16 protein-coding genes and 2 tRNA genes are annotated in these 17,378 nt (G+C 69.8%); 6 read left to right on the forward strand and 12 right to left on the reverse strand.

Annotated elements, in window-relative coordinates; genetic code table 11:
• Positions 1–66 precede the first annotated feature (66 nt).
• Positions 67–564, forward strand: coding sequence for a DUF3515 family protein (locus IE264_RS07475; RefSeq protein ID WP_051821775.1), 498 nt, complete (start codon positions 67–69; stop codon positions 562–564).
• Between the two features lie 281 nt (positions 565–845).
• Here the strand turns inward: IE264_RS07475 and IE264_RS07480 are convergent, their stop codons facing one another.
• Together IE264_RS07480 and IE264_RS07485 are read right to left on the reverse strand one after the other, a co-directional pair.
• Positions 846–1,064 (reverse strand): hypothetical protein, encoded by a 219-nt coding sequence (locus tag IE264_RS07480; RefSeq protein ID WP_032755875.1) that lies wholly within the window; start codon positions 1,062–1,064, stop codon positions 846–848.
• Positions 1,065–1,346: 282 nt separating this feature from the next.
• Entirely contained in the window at positions 1,347–1,937 is a 591-nt protein-coding gene (locus IE264_RS07485; protein WP_032755873.1) for a TetR/AcrR family transcriptional regulator, read from the reverse strand.
• A 368-nt stretch (positions 1,938–2,305) separates the two neighbouring features.
• On the opposite strand from IE264_RS07485, the gene IE264_RS07490 reads away from it, so the two are divergent.
• Positions 2,306–2,815 carry an MMPL family transporter gene (locus IE264_RS07490; RefSeq protein WP_078657413.1) on the forward strand — a complete coding sequence of 170 codons (510 nt, stop codon included), beginning with the start codon at positions 2,306–2,308 and terminating at the stop codon, positions 2,813–2,815.
• Here the strand turns inward: IE264_RS07490 and IE264_RS07495 are convergent.
• Positions 2,789–2,861 (reverse strand) — tRNA-Ala (locus tag IE264_RS07495). The genes IE264_RS07490 and IE264_RS07495 overlap by 27 nt on opposite strands.
• Before the next feature lie 180 nt (positions 2,862–3,041).
• Here IE264_RS07495 and IE264_RS07500 point away from each other — a divergent pair.
• Positions 3,042–3,590 carry a helix-turn-helix domain-containing protein gene (locus IE264_RS07500; RefSeq protein ID WP_015609814.1) on the forward strand — a complete coding sequence of 183 codons (549 nt, stop codon included), beginning with the start codon at positions 3,042–3,044 and terminating at the stop codon, positions 3,588–3,590.
• Between the two features lie 121 nt (positions 3,591–3,711).
• The gene (locus IE264_RS07505; RefSeq protein ID WP_032755871.1) at positions 3,712–5,145 is read left to right on the forward strand and encodes a serine/threonine protein kinase; all 1,434 of its coding nucleotides are present in this window, start codon (positions 3,712–3,714) and stop codon (positions 5,143–5,145) included.
• 15 nt (positions 5,146–5,160) lie between these two features.
• On the opposite strand, the gene IE264_RS07510 is transcribed toward IE264_RS07505, so the two are convergent.
• Both IE264_RS07510 and IE264_RS37870 read right to left on the reverse strand, forming a co-directional pair.
• On the reverse strand, positions 5,161–6,477 hold the full coding sequence (locus IE264_RS07510; protein WP_015609816.1) for a hypothetical protein: 1,317 nt from the start codon (positions 6,475–6,477) through the stop codon (positions 5,161–5,163).
• A 384-nt stretch (positions 6,478–6,861) separates the two neighbouring features.
• On the reverse strand, positions 6,862–6,996 hold the full coding sequence (locus IE264_RS37870) for a DLW-39 family protein (protein ID WP_003958712.1): 135 nt from the start codon (positions 6,994–6,996) through the stop codon (positions 6,862–6,864).
• A gap of 291 nt (positions 6,997–7,287) precedes the next feature.
• Between IE264_RS37870 and IE264_RS07515 the strand changes: the two genes are divergently transcribed.
• Entirely contained in the window at positions 7,288–7,650 is a 363-nt protein-coding gene (locus IE264_RS07515) for a DUF6344 domain-containing protein (protein WP_015609817.1), read from the forward strand.
• Positions 7,651–7,816: 166 nt separating this feature from the next.
• Positions 7,817–8,515, forward strand: coding sequence for a DUF4352 domain-containing protein (locus tag IE264_RS07520; RefSeq protein ID WP_032755869.1), 699 nt, complete (start codon positions 7,817–7,819; stop codon positions 8,513–8,515).
• Between the two features lie 53 nt (positions 8,516–8,568).
• Here the strand turns inward: IE264_RS07520 and IE264_RS07525 are convergent.
• From IE264_RS07525 to gnd, 7 genes are all read right to left on the reverse strand, one after another.
• Positions 8,569–8,642: transfer RNA gene (locus tag IE264_RS07525), tRNA-Ile, on the reverse strand.
• Positions 8,643–8,713: 71 nt separating this feature from the next.
• Positions 8,714–9,310 carry a DUF3566 domain-containing protein gene (locus tag IE264_RS07530; RefSeq protein WP_015609833.1) on the reverse strand — a complete coding sequence of 199 codons (597 nt, stop codon included), beginning with the start codon at positions 9,308–9,310 and terminating at the stop codon, positions 8,714–8,716.
• A gap of 93 nt (positions 9,311–9,403) precedes the next feature.
• Positions 9,404–12,043 carry a DNA gyrase subunit A gene (gene gyrA, locus IE264_RS07535; protein WP_015609834.1) on the reverse strand — a complete coding sequence of 880 codons (2,640 nt, stop codon included), beginning with the start codon at positions 12,041–12,043 and terminating at the stop codon, positions 9,404–9,406.
• A 47-nt stretch (positions 12,044–12,090) separates the two neighbouring features.
• The gene (gyrB, locus tag IE264_RS07540; protein ID WP_032755867.1) at positions 12,091–14,160 is read right to left on the reverse strand and encodes a DNA topoisomerase (ATP-hydrolyzing) subunit B; all 2,070 of its coding nucleotides are present in this window, start codon (positions 14,158–14,160) and stop codon (positions 12,091–12,093) included.
• Positions 14,161–14,579: 419 nt separating this feature from the next.
• Positions 14,580–15,218, reverse strand: a complete 639-nt coding sequence (locus tag IE264_RS07545; protein ID WP_229887435.1) for a DciA family protein — start codon at positions 15,216–15,218, stop codon at positions 14,580–14,582.
• Entirely contained in the window at positions 15,215–16,345 is a 1,131-nt protein-coding gene (recF, locus tag IE264_RS07550; protein WP_015609837.1) for a DNA replication/repair protein RecF, read from the reverse strand. The genes IE264_RS07545 and recF overlap by 4 nt, the downstream gene beginning before the upstream one ends.
• A 65-nt stretch (positions 16,346–16,410) precedes the next feature.
• Positions 16,411–17,295, reverse strand: coding sequence for a phosphogluconate dehydrogenase (NAD(+)-dependent, decarboxylating) (gene gnd, locus IE264_RS07555; protein ID WP_015609838.1), 885 nt, complete (start codon positions 17,293–17,295; stop codon positions 16,411–16,413).
• Positions 17,296–17,378: the final 83 nt, after the last annotated feature.

Genomic DNA, 17,378 nt, shown 5'->3' on the forward strand with positions numbered 1-17,378 from the left:
GAACGGGCGTTGGTTAGGCTCCGGATAGTCCCCTGTCCGTCCCCTCTCTCCCCGAAAGGTCCTGCTGTGGTGCGAGTCTCCCGGGCGCGGACGGCCGTCCTCGCGGTGGCCGTCGTCCTGACCGCCGGCGTCCTGGCGTCGTGCGCGGACTCCCCGGGGGAGGGCGTCACGGCCGCCCCGCACGCCGGGGACGCGGCCTGCGGGAAGCTCGCCGACCGCTACCCGGACCGCCTCGGCGGGCAGGAGCTGACGTTCACCGACCGACCCGGGGTCGCGGTCTGGGGCGACAGCGCGATCGTGCTGCGCTGCGGCGTCGAGCTGCCCGTCCCGACCCTCGACCCGTGCGCGACCGTCGACGGCGTGGACTGGGTCTCCCGCGAGGACCGCTCGAAGGACGGCGGGAAGGTCGTCGTCACCTACGGCCGCGATCCGGCCGTGGAGGCCTTGGTCTCCGACGAGGTCGTCGCCGTGGACGACGTCCTGGTCGCCCTGTCCGCGCTGGTCGAGCCCGTGAAGACGTACACGAAGTGCGTCGGCATGGATGACGTCCCGCCGCCTCCGTGACCACCGGACCACCGTCGCGCTCCGCCCCTACAGGGTGAACGTGAAGGAGCTGTTCGCAGAACCGCTCTCGCAACGGATGGCGCGTGAGCAACTGCTCCAACTCTCGTTGGGGTGAGCGCACGCCGTCCGGCAGCTGATTCCCCGAAGCGAAGAAAACAGATGACGAAGCATTAGCTTTGGTCCCCCATGCCGGAATACCGCCCCAGCAAAAAGCGAATGCACGCAAGTTGTCCGCAGGGCGCCCGTCATCTGACACCCGAACGGCGTACGCTCATCCACTTTCACGCTACATCGTCCCGCGATTCGCCTGTCGGCACGACTGCGGCGGCGGGCCGGCCGAGACGCTCCGGCACCCCATGGGCGAGGACGAGCTTCAGCAGCAGAACGGCCGGCAGCCACTCGAGCCCCGGAGGGGAGTCGACATAGGCCGCCACCATGATCCGGGTGACGACACAGCCGAGGGCGACCGGCCGTTTCAGCCGCTCCTCCGCCCGGTCCACGACGACCGCTCCGACCAGGGCCCAGCCGTACCAGAGCAGCCCCCACTGCCAGGTGCCGCCCGGACGAGACCGTGCCCACCGACCACCAGCGCGCAGATGCCGAAGAGGGGGACCGCGTAGGCGAGTCCCTTCTCGGCGCGGGTGGCACCGGCGCCAAAGGCCCAGCTCGGCTTGGCCGCTTCCACTGTGGAACCTCCGGGCAGCAGGGGAAAGTGCGACAAGGGGAGGGGCGGCGGCCCGGCCGGGGAATGTACCGGACCGCCGGGACCGCGTCTCCGGGGCCTATCCGCCCCCGGGGGGACGGCCCGGCAGGAACTGCGACAGGGCTGAGATCGCTTCACCGTTGTCCAGGTCGGGGTCGAGCATCCGGTGCAGCAGCATGCCGTCGAGGAGGGCGATCAGGACGGTCTCGCTGCCGTCCGGCGCATCCGGGTGGACCTTCTTGATCCACAGACGCAGCCGGTCCCTGGTCTCGGCGAGCGCCTCCCGCAGCACCTCGCCCAGAAGCGGCTCACGGACCGCTCCGGCGATCAGTTCGACCGTCAGCCGGGCGGTCCTGCCGTCGTGCGGGGTGGACAGCAGCTCGATCAGCTTGGCGTGCGCCTCTTCCACCGTCGTGGTCCTGCTGAGCCCCTCGGTCACCGGGTCGAAGGCATGCTCACCGGCCTGGCGGGCGATGGCCGTCTTCAGCCCCGGCAGCCCGCCCCAGTAGTAGTGGATCAGGCCGAGGTTGGCGTTGGCGCGCTCGGCGACGGACCGCGTGGTCACGCCGGGCCAGCCGACCTCCGCCAGCAGCTCCACGCCGGCGTCGACCAGCTGCTCGCGCCGCCGTTGGCCACGTGACGAGGCTGGCCGATCGACCGAGTTAGTCATATGACTAAGTCTAGCCCTGCCGCGGCGCTCTGTCACACATCACCGTCTCGCCCGGTCGGAGTCGTTTCACCGGTATCGGCCACCGGTTGGTCCGCTGTCGAGAGCCGGCCCGTACAACTCCCGCGCGCGGGTACGGCCGACGGTCCTCATCCGAACCCGCTGCAGACTCTTTCTCCCCCGCTCCGAACGGCCAATTCACCGCCGGATCCGCACAAGCCCTTTGACACCCGTATTCGACCGGCTATTTGATGCAGCTCCCGGGCGAGCCATCTCCAGCAGTGTCTGTCGACGGAATTCCGCGCCCAATCGACGTGCGAAGACCGCCGAGGAAATCGCCCTGAGGTCACGGGCGAGCAGGGCAGCTTGAGGTGAAGTCCAGCGGTTACGCCGAGTTCAACAGGCAGGCCGGTGAGAGCGTCGAGAAGGACCTCCTGCCAGCCGATTCGACCGCTGTCCCGACCCCTTTGCTTCTGCTCATCCTGGTCTTCCGCTCCGGTGCCGCGGCGCTTCTGCCCCTGGCCGTCGCGGGTGTCTCGGTCGTGGGATCGCCGGCCATCCTGGTGGTCGTGGCGCAGTTCACCTCGGTGTCCGTCTTCGCCACCAACCTCACCACCGCGCTCGGCCTCGGCCTGGCCACCGCTCACCGTGCCACCCCACCGGGCGCGCTGACGGTCGCCGACAGCGGCCCCATCCCCGCAACCTTCAGGGCGATGGTGTTCGTCCTCGGCCCGGGAACGGCGCCGGCAGGCAGCGCCGATCCGCAACGAAACCGTGATCTCCGGTCCACCCCGGGGACACGCAGAGACCCCCTCCAGCCTGAGTTCTCACAGGTCGGAGGGGGTCTCTTGATGTGGAGCCTAGGAGATTCGAACTCCTGACATCTGCCTTGCAAAGGCAGCGCTCTACCAACTGAGCTAAGGCCCCGAAAACACAGCAAACAAGGACAGCGCCGAACACGTCCGTGCCACAGCCACCGTCGCAGACCAGAGTACCGGGTGCTCCCCCCAATCCTGCAAAAGGATAGGGACTCCCGGTGGGCGACCACTCTCCGTAAGATGCTGGACGAGGTTCGCAGCAGCGAAGCCGCAGCGAAGGGGAGACGCCATGGACGCAGCGCAGCAAGAGGCGACGGCAAGAGCCAGAGAGCTTCAGCGCAGTTGGTACGGGGAGCCGTTGGGAGCGCTCTTCCGTCGGCTGATCGATGATCTCGGCCTGAATCAGGCCCGGCTCGCCGCGGTTCTCGGGCTGTCCGCCCCCATGCTCTCCCAGCTGATGAGCGGCCAGCGGGCCAAGATCGGGAACCCCGCGGTCGTCCAGCGCGTGCAGGCGCTTCAGGAGCTGTCGAGCCAGGTCGCGGACGGCAGCGTCAGCGCGGGCGAGGCCACCGACCGGATGGAGGAGATCAAGAAGTCGCAGGGCGGGTCCGTCCTGACCGGCACCGGCCAGACCACCTCGACCGGCGGCGCTCCCACCGTCCGCCGCGTGGTGCGCGAGATCCAGTCCCTGCTGAGGTCGGTCGCGGCGGCCGGCGACATCATCGATGCCGCCGACGCCCTCGCCCCGACCCACCCGGAACTGGCAGAGTTCCTCCGGGTGTACGGAGCGGGCCGCACCGCGGACGCGGTCGCGCACTACGAGGGACACCAGAGCTAGCGGATCGGGATCACGACGGCACGGCCGTACGACGACGGAACCAGGGCCTCGCACACAGCCGGGGCCCCTGGTCCCCGCAGGAGCCGCGGCAACAACGGGAACGGGGAGCGGGCGCAGCGCAATGGGTGAGGTATTCGCTGGTCGGTACGAGCTGATCGATCCGATCGGACGGGGTGGGGTCGGCGCCGTCTGGCGGGCCTGGGACCACCGGCGCCGCAGGTACGTGGCGGCCAAGGTGCTCCAGCAGAGCGACGCGCACACGCTGCTGCGCTTCGTCCGCGAGCAGGCGCTGCGCATCGAGCACCCGCATGTCCTGGCCCCGGCCAGCTGGGCCGCCGACGACGACAAGGTCCTGTTCACCATGGAGCTGGTGAGCGGCGGCTCGCTCGCCCATGTCATAGGCGACTACGGCCCGTTGCCGCCGCGCTTCGTCTGCCTCCTGCTCGACCAGCTGCTCTCCGGCCTCTCCACGGTGCACGCCGAAGGGGTGGTCCACCGCGACATCAAGCCGGCCAACATCCTGATGCAGGCGACCGGAACGGGCCGCCCCCATCTGCGCCTCTCCGACTTCGGCATCTCGATGCGCAAGGGCGAGCCCCGGCTGACCGAGACCAACTACGTGGTGGGCACGCCGGGTTACTTCGCCCCCGAGCAGATGATGGGCGCCGAGCCCGACTTCCCCGCGGACCTCTTCGCGGTCGGCCTGGTCGCCCTCTACCTCCTCCAGGGCCAGAAGCCCGACTCCCAGGCGCTGGTGGAGCACTTCGCCGCCCACGGCACCCCGGGCGCTCCCGAAGGCATCCCGGAGCCGCTCTGGCAGGTTCTCGCCGGGCTGCTGCAGCCCGACCCGCAGGCCCGGTTCCGTACGGCGACGGGGGCGCGCAAGGCGCTGACCGCGGCGGTCGAGATGCTGCCCGAGGCCGGGCCGGACGAAGAGCCGGTGGAGGTGTTCGACCAAATCGGGCCGCTGCCCCCGGGGTTCGGCCCGGACGGCCCCGTAACGGCCCCTCAGCCGCCCCAGGCCCCTCACGCCTCACAGACCTCGCAGGCCTCTCAGACACCCCACACGCCCCAGGCGGCCCAGCCCTCCCAGTCGCCCGCCCAGGAGCCGTCCGTACCCCCGCCGCCTCCCGTCTCCATGTCGGAGACCGGCAGCTTCCACCTGGCACCCCCACCCCAGCAGCAACACCAGCCCCACCCGCAATCCCAGTTCCACCAGCCCACGCCGCCCCCGGCCCCGCTGCCGACCCAGCCCGCAGCCCCCTCCCCGTACGCCGCCGGAGCCCTCGACCCCTCCCAGGCACCGACCTCCGGCGTACCGCACGACGCTTCGGCCACCCGCCCCTACACCTCCCAGCAGCAGCAGCAGCACCAGCAACACCAGCCCGTCGCAGCCCATGCCGCCCCCACGCCGGTGCAGGGCGGCAGCACCTGGCACGCCCCCACCCCCGTACGGCAGACGCGGCCGGGACCGCCCCCGAAGGTGGCGGTCCCGGTGCTGGTGGTGGCGCTGATCTGTTTCGCGGTCGGTATCTGGGCGCTGACCCAGATGTGACGGGCGGCGGGGCCGTCACCAGCCCTGCTGCGGCGGCCCCCCGAGCGGCGGCTGGTGGTGGTCCTGACCGGGACCGCCCGCGGCGGCCGCGCGGCGGCGGGCCAGCAGCGTCCAGGCGCCGAGGCCGAGCACCAGCACGGCGCCCGCCCCGAACGCGCCCGCCGCGACCACCTGCATGGTCGCGCTCTTCGCGGCCTTCGGAGCGCTGTCGCCGCTCTCGGCCAGCTCCTTGTCCTTGTCGGTGACGGCGAAGATCCCGGGGTCGCCCTCGTACGGCGACGCACCGGCCTTGTTCTTCACCTGGACCGACATCGTCAGCACGATCGGGTCCTTGCCGTAGCTCTCGGCGACCTTCGGGCTGAGCGTCACCGACAGGTAGTACCACCCGGCGAAGCGCAGGGTGTTGACCTGGGAGCTGTAGTCGTACCGGTTGCGGTACGCCACCGGCGGCAGCGGCTTCAGCGCCGTACTCGCGGACTTTCCGGAGTACGAGAGGGACGTGTCCGCGATGTGCCCCTGGGCGGGGTTGTCCAGCGACAGGGTGAGCGCGTTGCCGATGAACTCGGTCGTGTCGCCGGTGGTGTTGCTGAGCACGGCGGAGGCGTAGATCTGCTGGCCCCAGTCGACCGGAACCCGGTAGAAGCGGGTCTGCCCCGGGGCGATGGCGTCGATCCACTCGCCGGTCTCCAGGCTGGTGGCGTCGTAGTAACTGCTGCCGCCCGTACGCTTCTCCGGCTCGGCCGTGGGCGGGGCGGGCGTGCTGGAGGGCCAGTCCTTCGGCGCGGTGGTCTCCGTGGGCCCGCCGGCCTTCAGCCCGGGCTCCTGTTCGAAGCGCAGCTCCAGGTCCCAGGCCTCGGGACTGGAGGTGTCCTTGCTCTCGCGCTCGACCAGGACGTCGTACTTCCCGGCCCCCTGGCAGGTGGTGCTCGCACCCCTGCCGACGGTCCGGTGGGCGTACGCCGAGATCGGCCGGGGGGTCTCGCCCGAGCCGAAGGTGGTCCGGTTCGAGCTGCACTGGGAGTCGTTGAGGTCCCGGATGCTGACGGTGATGCCGTCCCCGTACGCCACCGAGCCCTCGCTCTTGGGCACCGCGACCGCCGAGACATAGGCGTCGGTGGCACTGTCGAGGACCACCCGGTAGTAGAGCTTCTCGCCCGCCTCGATGGAGCTGCGGTACACCGCCCCCGCCGCCAGGACGGACGCCTCGGCGTTGCGCTCCGCGCCCTGCACCTTCTTCGCGTCGGGGGCGAAGGCGTACGCCGGCGGGCCGGCCGCGTGCGCCGGCACCGCCGGCGCCACCACCGCGCACATCGCGGCGAGTGCCACCGCCATCGCCCGGCCCCTGTTGCGCTGCCTCTTCACGCGCTTCCCCTCGTCGTCCGCATGACCGCCCTGCGACGGCTGCGTACGAAGGGGAGCCCCCGGCCACGATGACCGGGGCCGCCCGCTCCGGCAGCGACCGCAATGCCGGTCCATCCTGCCCCGCCCCTGCCGCTGCTGTCTCCGGCCGCAGCCGGATTACCCTTCTTGTCCGCGTTCCCGCCCTCGCCGTCGACCCTGACCCAAGCCCATTTGCTTCAGCAAGCTACTAATTTGCTGAGGTGAACTCAAGGTCGAGGCGTCACGGTCCAGCAACAGCACGACGGATCCGGGGCCCCGGACAGCACGAAGCCCCGGCCGCTCGGCGACCGGGGCTTCGTAACAGACTGTGCCGTCTCACACACCCGAACCTGCGGGCACGGAGTCGGTCGCCTCCGTCCACAGGTCCTGCTCGGCGCGATCCGCCTGGATCTGGCGGTACACGAGGAGCCCGCCGATGGCAGCCAGTGCGACCAGGAGAAGCTTCTTCACCGCGCGACCTCGTCTTTCCTTGGAATAGGGGCCTTCAGCCGCCGACTATACACACCGGCCGATACCGATCGGTGACCTGCCTGGAACCCAAAAGCGGCCCGCCACCGGCACTCCGACGGGGCCCGCATCGACCCCCGTAACCCGTTCCGGACGGCCCGTCAGGCCCGGTTGCACCATACGAGTGGTGTTAATCCGAAGATCGGCGCAGCGGGGGCGTCGATCCCGGAAAACGCGGCCCGGATCCACATGATCGGAGAAGTCAGCAACCGGACCACCCGAAAGCGAGGGGCCATGAGCACCTTCAAGCCCAAGAGCATCTGGACCGCCTTCATCACCGCCTTCTTCGCCCTGCTGGCGTCGCTGGGCCTCGCCACCGCCACGGCGAGCGCCACGAACGCCACGAACGCCACGCAGCCGAGCGCCACGACCCAGGAGCACACGGGTGCCACCGCGGCAACTCCACTCGCTCCCTCGGTCCGATGGACCCTTCCGCGTGACCGGGCCCTGCCGCCCACGATGAAGCAGCGCATCCGGGCCGAGGCCCACGGCTCCTCCCCGGCCACCCGCCACCTGTCGGCCGACCCGACAACCGCCCGCACCTCCGGCCCCCACCACACAGCCCCGGAAGGCGACTCCCCGGCACCGCCCCCCTGATCCCGGCGCCACCGCACTCCGGGGCCCCTGGTCGGTACACACCGGCCGGGGGCCCTTCCCGTGCGCCCGGGGCCCTTCCGTACGGCGCCAAAGACCGCCGACGAGCGGCCCGCAGCAAGCCGGACGACCATGGAAGGGACCGGCGCACCGCCGAAAGGACCCTTCGATGAGTTCTCGTGGCAGTACCTTCGCGGCCTTCGGCACAGCCGTCGCGCTCCTCACCCTCACGGCCTGCTCCTCGGCCACCACGGGCACGGCATCGGGTCCGGCCGGCGCCGTACCGGCTGCGGTGGCGACCAGCAGCCCCGACGCCGGCGCCCCGCCGGGCGCGGAGATCCTCGGCAGGCCCGGGGTCGGGGAGCCGTTCACGCTGACCATCGGCTACACGGACACGCCCAAGCTGGACGAGTTCGAGGTGACCGTGGACGAGGTCCGGTGCGGCGAACCCCTGGACCCGAAAGTCCTCGCGCACGCGGCCGACTCCGTGACCGTGCCGTCGCCCACTCCCACGCCCGAGGACGGCAAGCAGTTCTGCGTGGTCACCATGGAGGTGCTGAACACCGGAAAGGGCGAGGCGTACTGGAGCGCGGACGGAGCGGCCACCCTCAACGTCGACGACACCGCGTACAGCCCGACGCAGAGCGACAACGATCTCGCGAAGGCTTACGAGGAGTACCGGTCCGACCAGGGTGAGGCCGATCCGTCATCCGGTATCAATCCCGGAAGCAAGGGCCCCGAACACGGCATCTTCCAGATCCCGGCCGGAGACAAGCCCACCACACTCTGGGTTGCGTCCGCCCACCTGCTGGAGACCATCAACGGAGTCGAACCCGGCTACCTCGTCCAGCTCACCCCCACGGACTGACTTCCCGCAACGCGAAGACCCCCAGCCACTGATGACTGGGGGTCTTCGTTCTGTGGGGCTAACAGGATTTGAACCTGTGGCCTCATCCTTATCAGGGATGCGCTCTAACCAACTGAGCTATAGCCCCGCCGCGCTGTCGCGCTGACTTCTGAAGATTAGCGCACGTCGGGGCCAGTCCCAAAATCGATACTCGGCGCGCTACTCGTCCTCGGCCAGCGTGAGCTCGACGCCGCCCACGAAGCCCGCCGACAGGTTGTAGATGAAGGCGCCCAGCGTCGCCAGCGCGGTGGCCAGCACCACGTCGATCACGGCGATGACCGAGGTGAAGATGAGCACGCGCGGCAGCGAGAGGAACGACTGCAGATCGAAGCCGTTGCTCTCGTTCGAGCCGGTGGCCTCGCTGATCGTGCCGCCCACGGTGGAGAAGACGCCCATCGCGTCCATCACCATCCACAGGACCGCCGCCGCCACCACCGTGCAGATGCCCAGGGCGATCGACAGCAGGAAGCTGACCTTCATCACCGACCACGGGTCGGCCTTGGCCACCCGCAGACGGGCCTTGCGGGTACGCGGAGTGGTCCGCGCCCCCGTGCGCGGCTTGCGCGTCGCCTGGGCGCCGCCCACGCCCTGCGCACCGCCGAGCGTGCCGCCGCCCTGGGTGCCACCCGCCGGCGACGGGTACGCCTGAGGCGGGTGGTACGGCCCCGACGGCCCCGGTGCGGGCTCACGCTCGCCGGGCAGCGGCCCGGTCGCGTAACCCTCGTACTGGGGCTGAGGCCCTCGTGTGTCTGTCACAGTGCCCCCTTGGGAGTCCGTGGCAGGGCCACGGGCACCGTTCGCTCCTGCTCCGGAAGCGGCCGAACCGGCGCCCGTGGCTCCACTCACGCTCTACTCCTCGTGCTCCCCGGTCGAAGGCTCCGTGCCCTCGACAGTGCCCTCTACCACGCTCTCGGCGTGGACCTCGGCCGTCTCGCCATCAGCATCATCGGCCCCATCGACCTCTTCCGCCTCACGACCGGCCTCGGCATTGCGCGCGATGCCGACGACGGCATCCCGCTTGCCCAGATTGATCAGTTGGACGCCCATGGTGTCACGGCCCGTCTCCCTGACTTCATTGACTCGCGTACGAATCACACCACCGCCGAGCGTGATGGCGAGGATCTCGTCCGTCTCCTCGACCACCAGCGCACCGACGAGCGAGCCCCGGTCCTCCACGATCTTGGCAGCCTTGATACCGAGGCCGCCACGACCCTGGACGCGGTACTCGTCGACGGGGGTGCGCTTGGCGTACCCGCCGTCGGTTGCGGTGAACACGAACGTACCGGGCCGGACGACATTCATCGAGAGCAGTTCGTCTCCCTCACGGAAACTCATGCCCTTCACACCCGACGTGGCACGGCCCATCGGGCGCAGCGCGTCGTCCGTCGCGGTGAACCTGATCGACTGCGCCTTCCTGCTGATGAGCAGCAGGTCGTCCTCGGCCGACACCAGCTCGGCACCGATCAGCTCGTCGTCACCGCCGTCCGGCATCTCGCGCAGGTTGATCGCGATGACACCGCCCGAGCGGGGCGAGTCGTAGTCCTTCAGCGCGGTCTTCTTCACGAGACCGCCCTTCGTCGCCAGGATCAGGTACGGCACGGCCTCGTAGTCGCGGATCGCCAGGATCTGGGCGATCTTCTCGTCCGGCTGGAAGGCCAGCAGGTTGGCGACGTGCTGGCCGCGCGCGTCCCGGCCGGCGTCCGGGAGCTCGTACGCCTTCGCCCGGTAGACGCGGCCCTTGTTCGTGAAGAACAGCAGCCAGTGGTGCGTCGTCGATACGAAGAAGTGGTCGACGATGTCGTCTTCCCTGAGCTTCGTCCCGCGCACGCCCTTGCCGCCGCGCTTCTGCGAGCGGTAGTCGTCCGTCTTCGTGCGCTTCACATAACCGCTGCGGGAGATCGTGACGACGATGTCCTCCTCGGCGATCAGGTCCTCGATGGACATGTCACCGTCGAAGGGCACCAGCTTGGAGCGCCGGTCGTCGCCGAACTTCTCGACGATCGCCGCCAGCTCCTCGCTGACGATCTGGCGCTGCCGCTCGGGCGAGGCCAGGATCGCGTTGTACTCGTTGATCTTCGCCTGGAGCTCGTCGTGCTCGGCGGTGATCTTCTGGTGCTCCAGCGCGGCCAGCCGGCGCAGCTGCATCTCCAGGATCGCGTTGGCCTGGATCTCGTCGATCTCCAGCAGGCCCATCAGGCCCTCACGCGCGATCTCCACGGTGTTGGAGCGCCGGATGAGGGCGATGACCTCATCGATGGCGTCCAGGGCCTTCAGGAGGCCGCGCAGGATGTGCGCCCGTTCCTCCGCCTTGCGCAGCCGGAACCTGGTGCGCCGGACGATGACCTCGATCTGGTGCGTCACCCAGTGGCGGATGAACGCGTCGATCGACAGCGTGCGCGGCACCCCGTCGACGAGCGCCAGCATGTTGGCGCCGAAGTTCGACTGGAGGTCGGTGTGCTTGTACAGGTTGTTCAGGACGACCTTGGCGACCGCGTCGCGCTTGAGCACGACGACCAGGCGCTGACCCGTACGCGAGGAGGTCTCGTCCCGGACGTCCGCGATCCCGCCGACCTTGCCGTCCTTGACCAGGTCGGCGATCTTCTGCGCGAGGTTGTCGGGGTTGGTCTGGTACGGAAGCTCCGTGACGACCAGGCACTGACGGCCCTGGATCTCCTCGACCGCGACGACCGCGCGCATCGTGATGGAGCCACGGCCGGTGCGGTACGCCTCCTCGATGCCCTTGCGGCCCACGACCAGCGCGCCGGTCGGGAAGTCGGGGCCCTTGATGCGCTCCATCAGCGCGTCCAGCAGCTCCTCGTGCGAGGCCTCAGGGTGCTCCAGGTACCACTGGGCACCGGCGGCGACCTCGCGCAGGTTGTGCGGCGGGATGTTGGTCGCCATGCCGACCGCGATCCCCGCGGAGCCGTTGACCAGCAGGTTCGGGAAGCGCGCCGGCAGGACCGTCGGCTCCTGGTTGCGGCCGTCGTAGTTGTCCTGGAAGTTGACGGTCTCCTCGTCGATGTCCCGGACCATCTCCATGGAGAGGGGGATCATCTTGCACTCGGTGTACCGCATGGCGGCGGCCGGGTCGTTGCCCGGGGAACCGAAGTTGCCGTTGGAGTCCACCAGCGGCATGCGCATCGACCAGTGCTGCGCGAGGCGCACCAGGGCGTCGTAGATGGAGGAGTCGCCGTGCGGGTGGTACGTACCCATGACGTCACCGACGACGCGGGCGCACTTGTAGAACCCCTTCTCGGGGCGGTAGCCGCCGTCGTACATCGCGTACAGCACCCGGCGGTGGACGGGCTTGAGGCCGTCCCGTACGTCGGGCAGCGCACGCGAGACGATGACGGACATCGCGTAGTCGAGGTAGGAGCGCTGCATCTCCGTCTCGAGCCCGACGGGCTCGACACGCATGCCCACACCGGGGACGGTGACTTCCTCGGGCGTCGCGGGTTCAGGTGTCACAGGGGTGTTCTCGTCGGCCATTGCTGGTCAAAGTCCTTTCGAGCTGCGGCGTCGCTGGTACGGCCGACTCAGATGTCGAGGAAGCGGACGTCCTTGGCATTGCGCTGGATGAACGAGCGCCGCGCCTCGACGTCCTCACCCATGAGCACCGAGAACAGGTCGTCGGCCTGCGCCGCGTCGTCCAGCGTGACCTGGCCGAGGACCCGGTGGTCGATGTCCATCGTGGTGATCCGGAGCTCCTCGGCGTTCATCTCGCCGAGGCCCTTGAAGCGCTGGATCGAGTCTTCCTTGATCCGCTTGCCGTTCTGCTTGCCGAGCGCCACGAGCGCGTCGCGCTCCCGGTCCGAGTACGCGTACTCGAAGTCGTCCCGGCCCCACTTGATCTTGTAGAGCGGCGGGCGCGAGAGGTAGACGTTGCCCTGCTCCACCAGCGGCCGCATGAAGCGGAAGAGGAAGGTGAGCAGCAGGGTGTTGATGTGCTGGCCGTCGACGTCGGCGTCCGCCATCAGAATGATCTTGTGATAGCGGAGCTTCTCGATGTCGAAGTCCTCGTGGACCCCGGTGCCGAAGGCCGAGATCAGCGCCTGGACCTCGGTGTTCTGCAGGATCTTGTCGATCCGGGCCTTCTCGACGTTCAGGATCTTGCCGCGGATGGGCAGGATCGCCTGGTACATCGGGTTGCGGCCGGACTTGGCCGAACCACCGGCGGAGTCACCCTCGACGATGAAGATCTCGCACTTGGTGGGGTCGTTCGACTGGCAGTCGCTCAGCTTGCCGGGCAGCGAGGCGCTCTCCAGGAGCCCCTTGCGCCGCGTCAGGTCGCGCGCCTTGCGGGCCGCCACACGGGCGGTCGAGGCGGCGATGCCCTTGCGGATGATGTCGGCGGCCTCGTTCGGGTTCCGGTCGAACCAGTCCGTCAGCTGCTCGTGGACGACCTTCTGCACGAAGGTCTTGGCCTCCGTGTTGCCCAGCTTGGTCTTCGTCTGGCCCTCGAACTGCGGCTCGCCCAGCTTCACCGAGATGATCGCGGTGAGGCCCTCGCGTACGTCCTCGCCGGTGAGGTTGTCGTCCTTCTCGCGCAGCAGCTTCTTGTCGCGCGCGTACCGGTTGACCAGGGAGGTCAGCGCCGCACGGAAGCCCTCCTCGTGCGTACCGCCCTCATGCGTGTGGATCGCGTTGGCGAAGGAGTAGACCCCCTCGGTGTACTGCGTGTTCCACTGCATGGCGATCTCGGCCGAGAGGAGGCGGTCCTTGTCCTCGGCCTCGATGTCGATCACCGACTGGTGGATGACATCGCCCTTGCGGGAGTTGAGGTACTTGACGAAGTCGACGATGCCGTTCTCGTAGTGGTACGTGACCGACCGGGTCGTCCCCTCCTCGGGAACCTCGACGGCCTCCGCGCTGTCCGCGCCGGCCGTGGCCTTCGCCGACTCGCGCTCGTCGGTCAGCTTGAGGGTGAGGCCCTTGTTGAGGAACGCCATCTCCTGGAAGCGGCGCGAGAGGGTCTCGAAGCTGTACTCGGTGGTCTCGAAGATGTCCCCGTCGGCCCAGAAGGTGACCGACGTGCCGGTCTCCTCGGTGGCCTCGTGCTGGGCCAGCGGCGCGGTCGGGACACCGAGCTTGTAGTCCTGGGTCCAGCGGTAGCCGTCCGTCCTGACCTCGACGGCGACCCGGGTGGACAGGGCGTTGACGACGGAGACGCCGACGCCGTGCAGACCGCCGGAGACGGCGTAACCGCCGCCGCCGAACTTTCCGCCCGCGTGCAGCACGGTCAGCACGACCTCGACGGCCGGCTTGCCCTCGGACGGCACGATGCCGACCGGGATGCCACGGCCGTTGTCGATCACGCGCACCCCGCCGTCGGCGAGGATCGTGACGTCGATGGTGTCCGCGTGGCCCGCCATCGCCTCGTCGACCGAGTTGTCGACGACCTCCTGCACGAGGTGGTGCAGACCGCGCTCACCGGTCGAGCCGATGTACATACCGGGTCGCTTGCGGACCGCGTCCAGCCCTTCCAGCACGGTGATCGCGCTGGCGTCGTACGAGGCGGTGACCTCGCCGTGCCCACCGGCTGTGGACGGGATGTTCTCGTTGGGGTTGCCGGAATCGGCCACGAAGCGCCCTTTCTGGCACAGCACAGGCCGTCTTCCGGAAAGGCGGGAGCGGCTGCGTCGTTCGGCTTGTATCGACGACTCCCGCCTCAGTAGCGGGATTACTCACCAGTCTACCGGTAGCACTGACATGAATGGGGGTTTGCCGGTACCTCAGTACGCATGTGCCGCCCTGAATCGGCGGTTGACGACTCCCCATATTCAGGGAGGGGCCCCAAGGGGCCCTGACGGGCATTGAGCGCTTCGGCCTGTCAACCTCCCGCTACGGTGAGGGACGCTCCGGCCGCACCCCCCGGTTTCCGCCGGTACGAACCCCGGCGAACCGGGAGCTCCGAACCCCCCGGCGCAGCCCCGATGAGCATCAGGGACACGACAATTTTCAGCCAAAAGCGCAGCTCAGGGACGAGAAGCGGCTGACCGATCACCGGCCGGGAGACAGCAGGGCCTCAGCCGTAGGTGTCGCCGGGCCCCTTGCTGCCGGGCGCCCGCAGCGGCCCGAACCGGCGCTCCGGGCCCCCCGGACCGACCACCTTGATCATCCGTACGGTGCCCTGACCCAGATCCGCGTTGAGCCGGGCCACCAGCTGAGGGGCCAGCAGCCGCAGCTGCGTCGCCCACGCCGTGGAGTCGCAGCTCACAGTGAGCACCCGCGCGGCCGGGTCCTCGTCGTAGCGCAGCGGCACGCAGTGGTTGGCCAGATCGTCCCCCACGATCTGCGGCCACCGCCCCATCACACCGCCCACCGCGGCCGGGGTCTCCCAGCCGCGCTCGGTGATCAGCCGGTTGATCGCGGAGCCCAGCGGCTGCGGATCACGGCCGTCCGAGCGGGCCCCGGAACGCAGCCCGCCGCCCCGCCTCGCCTGCTTCTTCTGCTGGGCCGCCGCACCCCGCGCCCGCGCCTGCTCCTTCGCGGCCCGCAGCGCGACCCGGGCGAGATCGACCCCGGCCACCTCAGGCGGGGCCGGGCTCCCGGCAGCCGCCGGCGTACCGGCCGCTCCGGCGCCCCCGGCAGCGGCCGCAGGCCCGGACGTTCCCTCCGCGGGGGAGGCGCCCGCGCCCCCCGGCTTCCTGCTCCGGCCGGTCATACCCGCTCCACCTCGCCCGCCGACACCGTGTACCGCGCCCCCGCCAGCACGCCCGGGACGTCCTCCGCCACCGCGGCCGTCACCAGCACCTGCTCGCCCGGGGCCACCAGCTCCGCCAGCCGCTCCCGGCGACGGGCGTCCAGCTCGGCGAAGACGTCGTCCAGGACCAGCACCGGCTCGTTGCCCTCGGCGCGCAGCAGCTCGTAACTGGCCAGCCGCAGCGCCAGCGCGTAACTCCAGGACTCCCCGTGGCTCGCGTACCCCTTCGCGGGCATGGACCGCAGGCCGAGCACCAGATCGTCCCGGTGCGGGCCCACCAGCGTCACCCCGCGCTCGATCTCCTGCTTGCGGACCCCGACGAGCGCCGCGGTCAACTGCTCGTACAGCTCCTCGCGGGTGCGCCCGGGATCGATGTCCTCGCCCACCGAGCTGCGGTACTCCAGCGTTACGGGGCCGCCGCCCGGCGCCACGTCCCCGTACGCCTTGTCGGCCAGCGGCTGGAGCGTGGCGATCAGGTCCAGGCGCTGCGCGAGCAGCTCGGCACCGACCCGGCCCAGGTGCTCGTCCCAGACGTCGAGGGTGGACAGGTCCAGGGACCGGCCGCCGTGCCGGCGGGCCATGGCGGCGGACTTCAGCAGGGTGTTGCGCTGCTTGAGCACCCGCTCGTAGTCGGAGCGGACCCCGGCCATCCGGGGCGAACGGGCGGTGATCAGCTCGTCCAGGAACCGCCGCCGCTCACCTGGGTCGCCCTTGACCAGCGCCAGGTCCTCCGGCGCGAACAGCACAGTGCGTACGATCCCGAGCACGTCACGCGGTCTGACCTGCGAGGACCGGTTGATACGGGCCCGGTTGGCGCGGCCGGGGTTGAGTTCCAGCTCGATCAGCTGCGAGCGTTCGCCCTGGGTCACCGCCGCCCGGATCACGGCCCGCTCGGCGCCCATCCGCACCAGGGGGGCGTCCGAGGAGACCCGGTGGCTGCCGAGGGTGGCGAGATAGCCGACCGCCTCGACGAGATTGGTCTTGCCCTGCCCGTTGGGCCCCACGAACGCGGTGACGCCCGGGCCGAGAGGAACCTCGACCCGGGCGTACGAGCGGAAGTCGGCCAGCGAGAGATGGGTGACGTGCATGGTGGCCGACCTCTCGCGACAGTGCTTCGCAGGTGTGTGACGCCGGCGCGCGGCCGGCGTTCCGATCAGTTCTCGGTCTTGGACTCGACCGCGTGGCCGCCGAACTGGTTGCGCAGCGCGGCGATCATCTTCATCTGCGGCGAGTCGTCCTGGCGCGAGGCGAACCGCGCGAACAGGGAAGCGGTGATCGCGGGCAGCGGCACCGCGTTGTCGATCGCGGCCTCCACAGTCCAGCGGCCCTCGCCCGAGTCGGCGGCGAAGCCCCGGAGCTTCTCCAGGTGCTCGTCGTCGTCGAGCGCGTTGACCGCGAGGTCGAGCAGCCAGGAACGGATGACCGTGCCCTCCTGCCAGGAGCGGAAGACCTCACGCACGTCGGTGACGGAGTCGACCTTCTCCAGCAGCTCCCAGCCCTCGGCGTAGGCCTGCATCATGGCGTACTCGATGCCGTTGTGGACCATCTTCGCGAAGTGGCCGGCGCCGACCTTGCCCGCGTGGACGGAGCCGAAGTCGCCCTCGGGCTTGAGCGCGTCGAAGACCGGCTGGACCTTCGCCACGTTCTCCTCGGTGCCGCCGTACATCAGGGCGTAGCCGTTCTCCAGGCCCCAGACGCCGCCGGAGACTCCGCAGTCGACGAAGCCGATGTCCTTGATGCCCAGCTCGACGGCGTGCTTCTCGTCGTCGGTCCAGCGCGAGTTCCCGCCGTCGACGACGACGTCGCCGGGCGAGAGCAGGGCGGCGAGCTCGTCGATCGTGGACTGGGTCGCGGCACCGGCCGGGACCATGACCCAGACGACCCGGGGGCCCTTCAGCTTGCCCACAAGCTCTTCGAGACTGTGGACATCGGCGACATCCGGGTTGCGGTCGTAACCGATGACGGTGTGGCCTGCGCGGCGGATGCGCTCGCGCATGTTGCCGCCCATCTTGCCGAGGCCGACGAGACCGAGCTCCATCAGAGATTCCTTAAGCGTCGTGGCGATAGCGTCGGGGCGTTTTCCGCCCGGGACCGAGCCTACGCCCGGCCGGCGACAGGGCG

The organism is Streptomyces microflavus (assembly GCF_014650075.1).
Lineage (GTDB): Bacteria > Actinomycetota > Actinomycetes > Streptomycetales > Streptomycetaceae > Streptomyces > Streptomyces microflavus.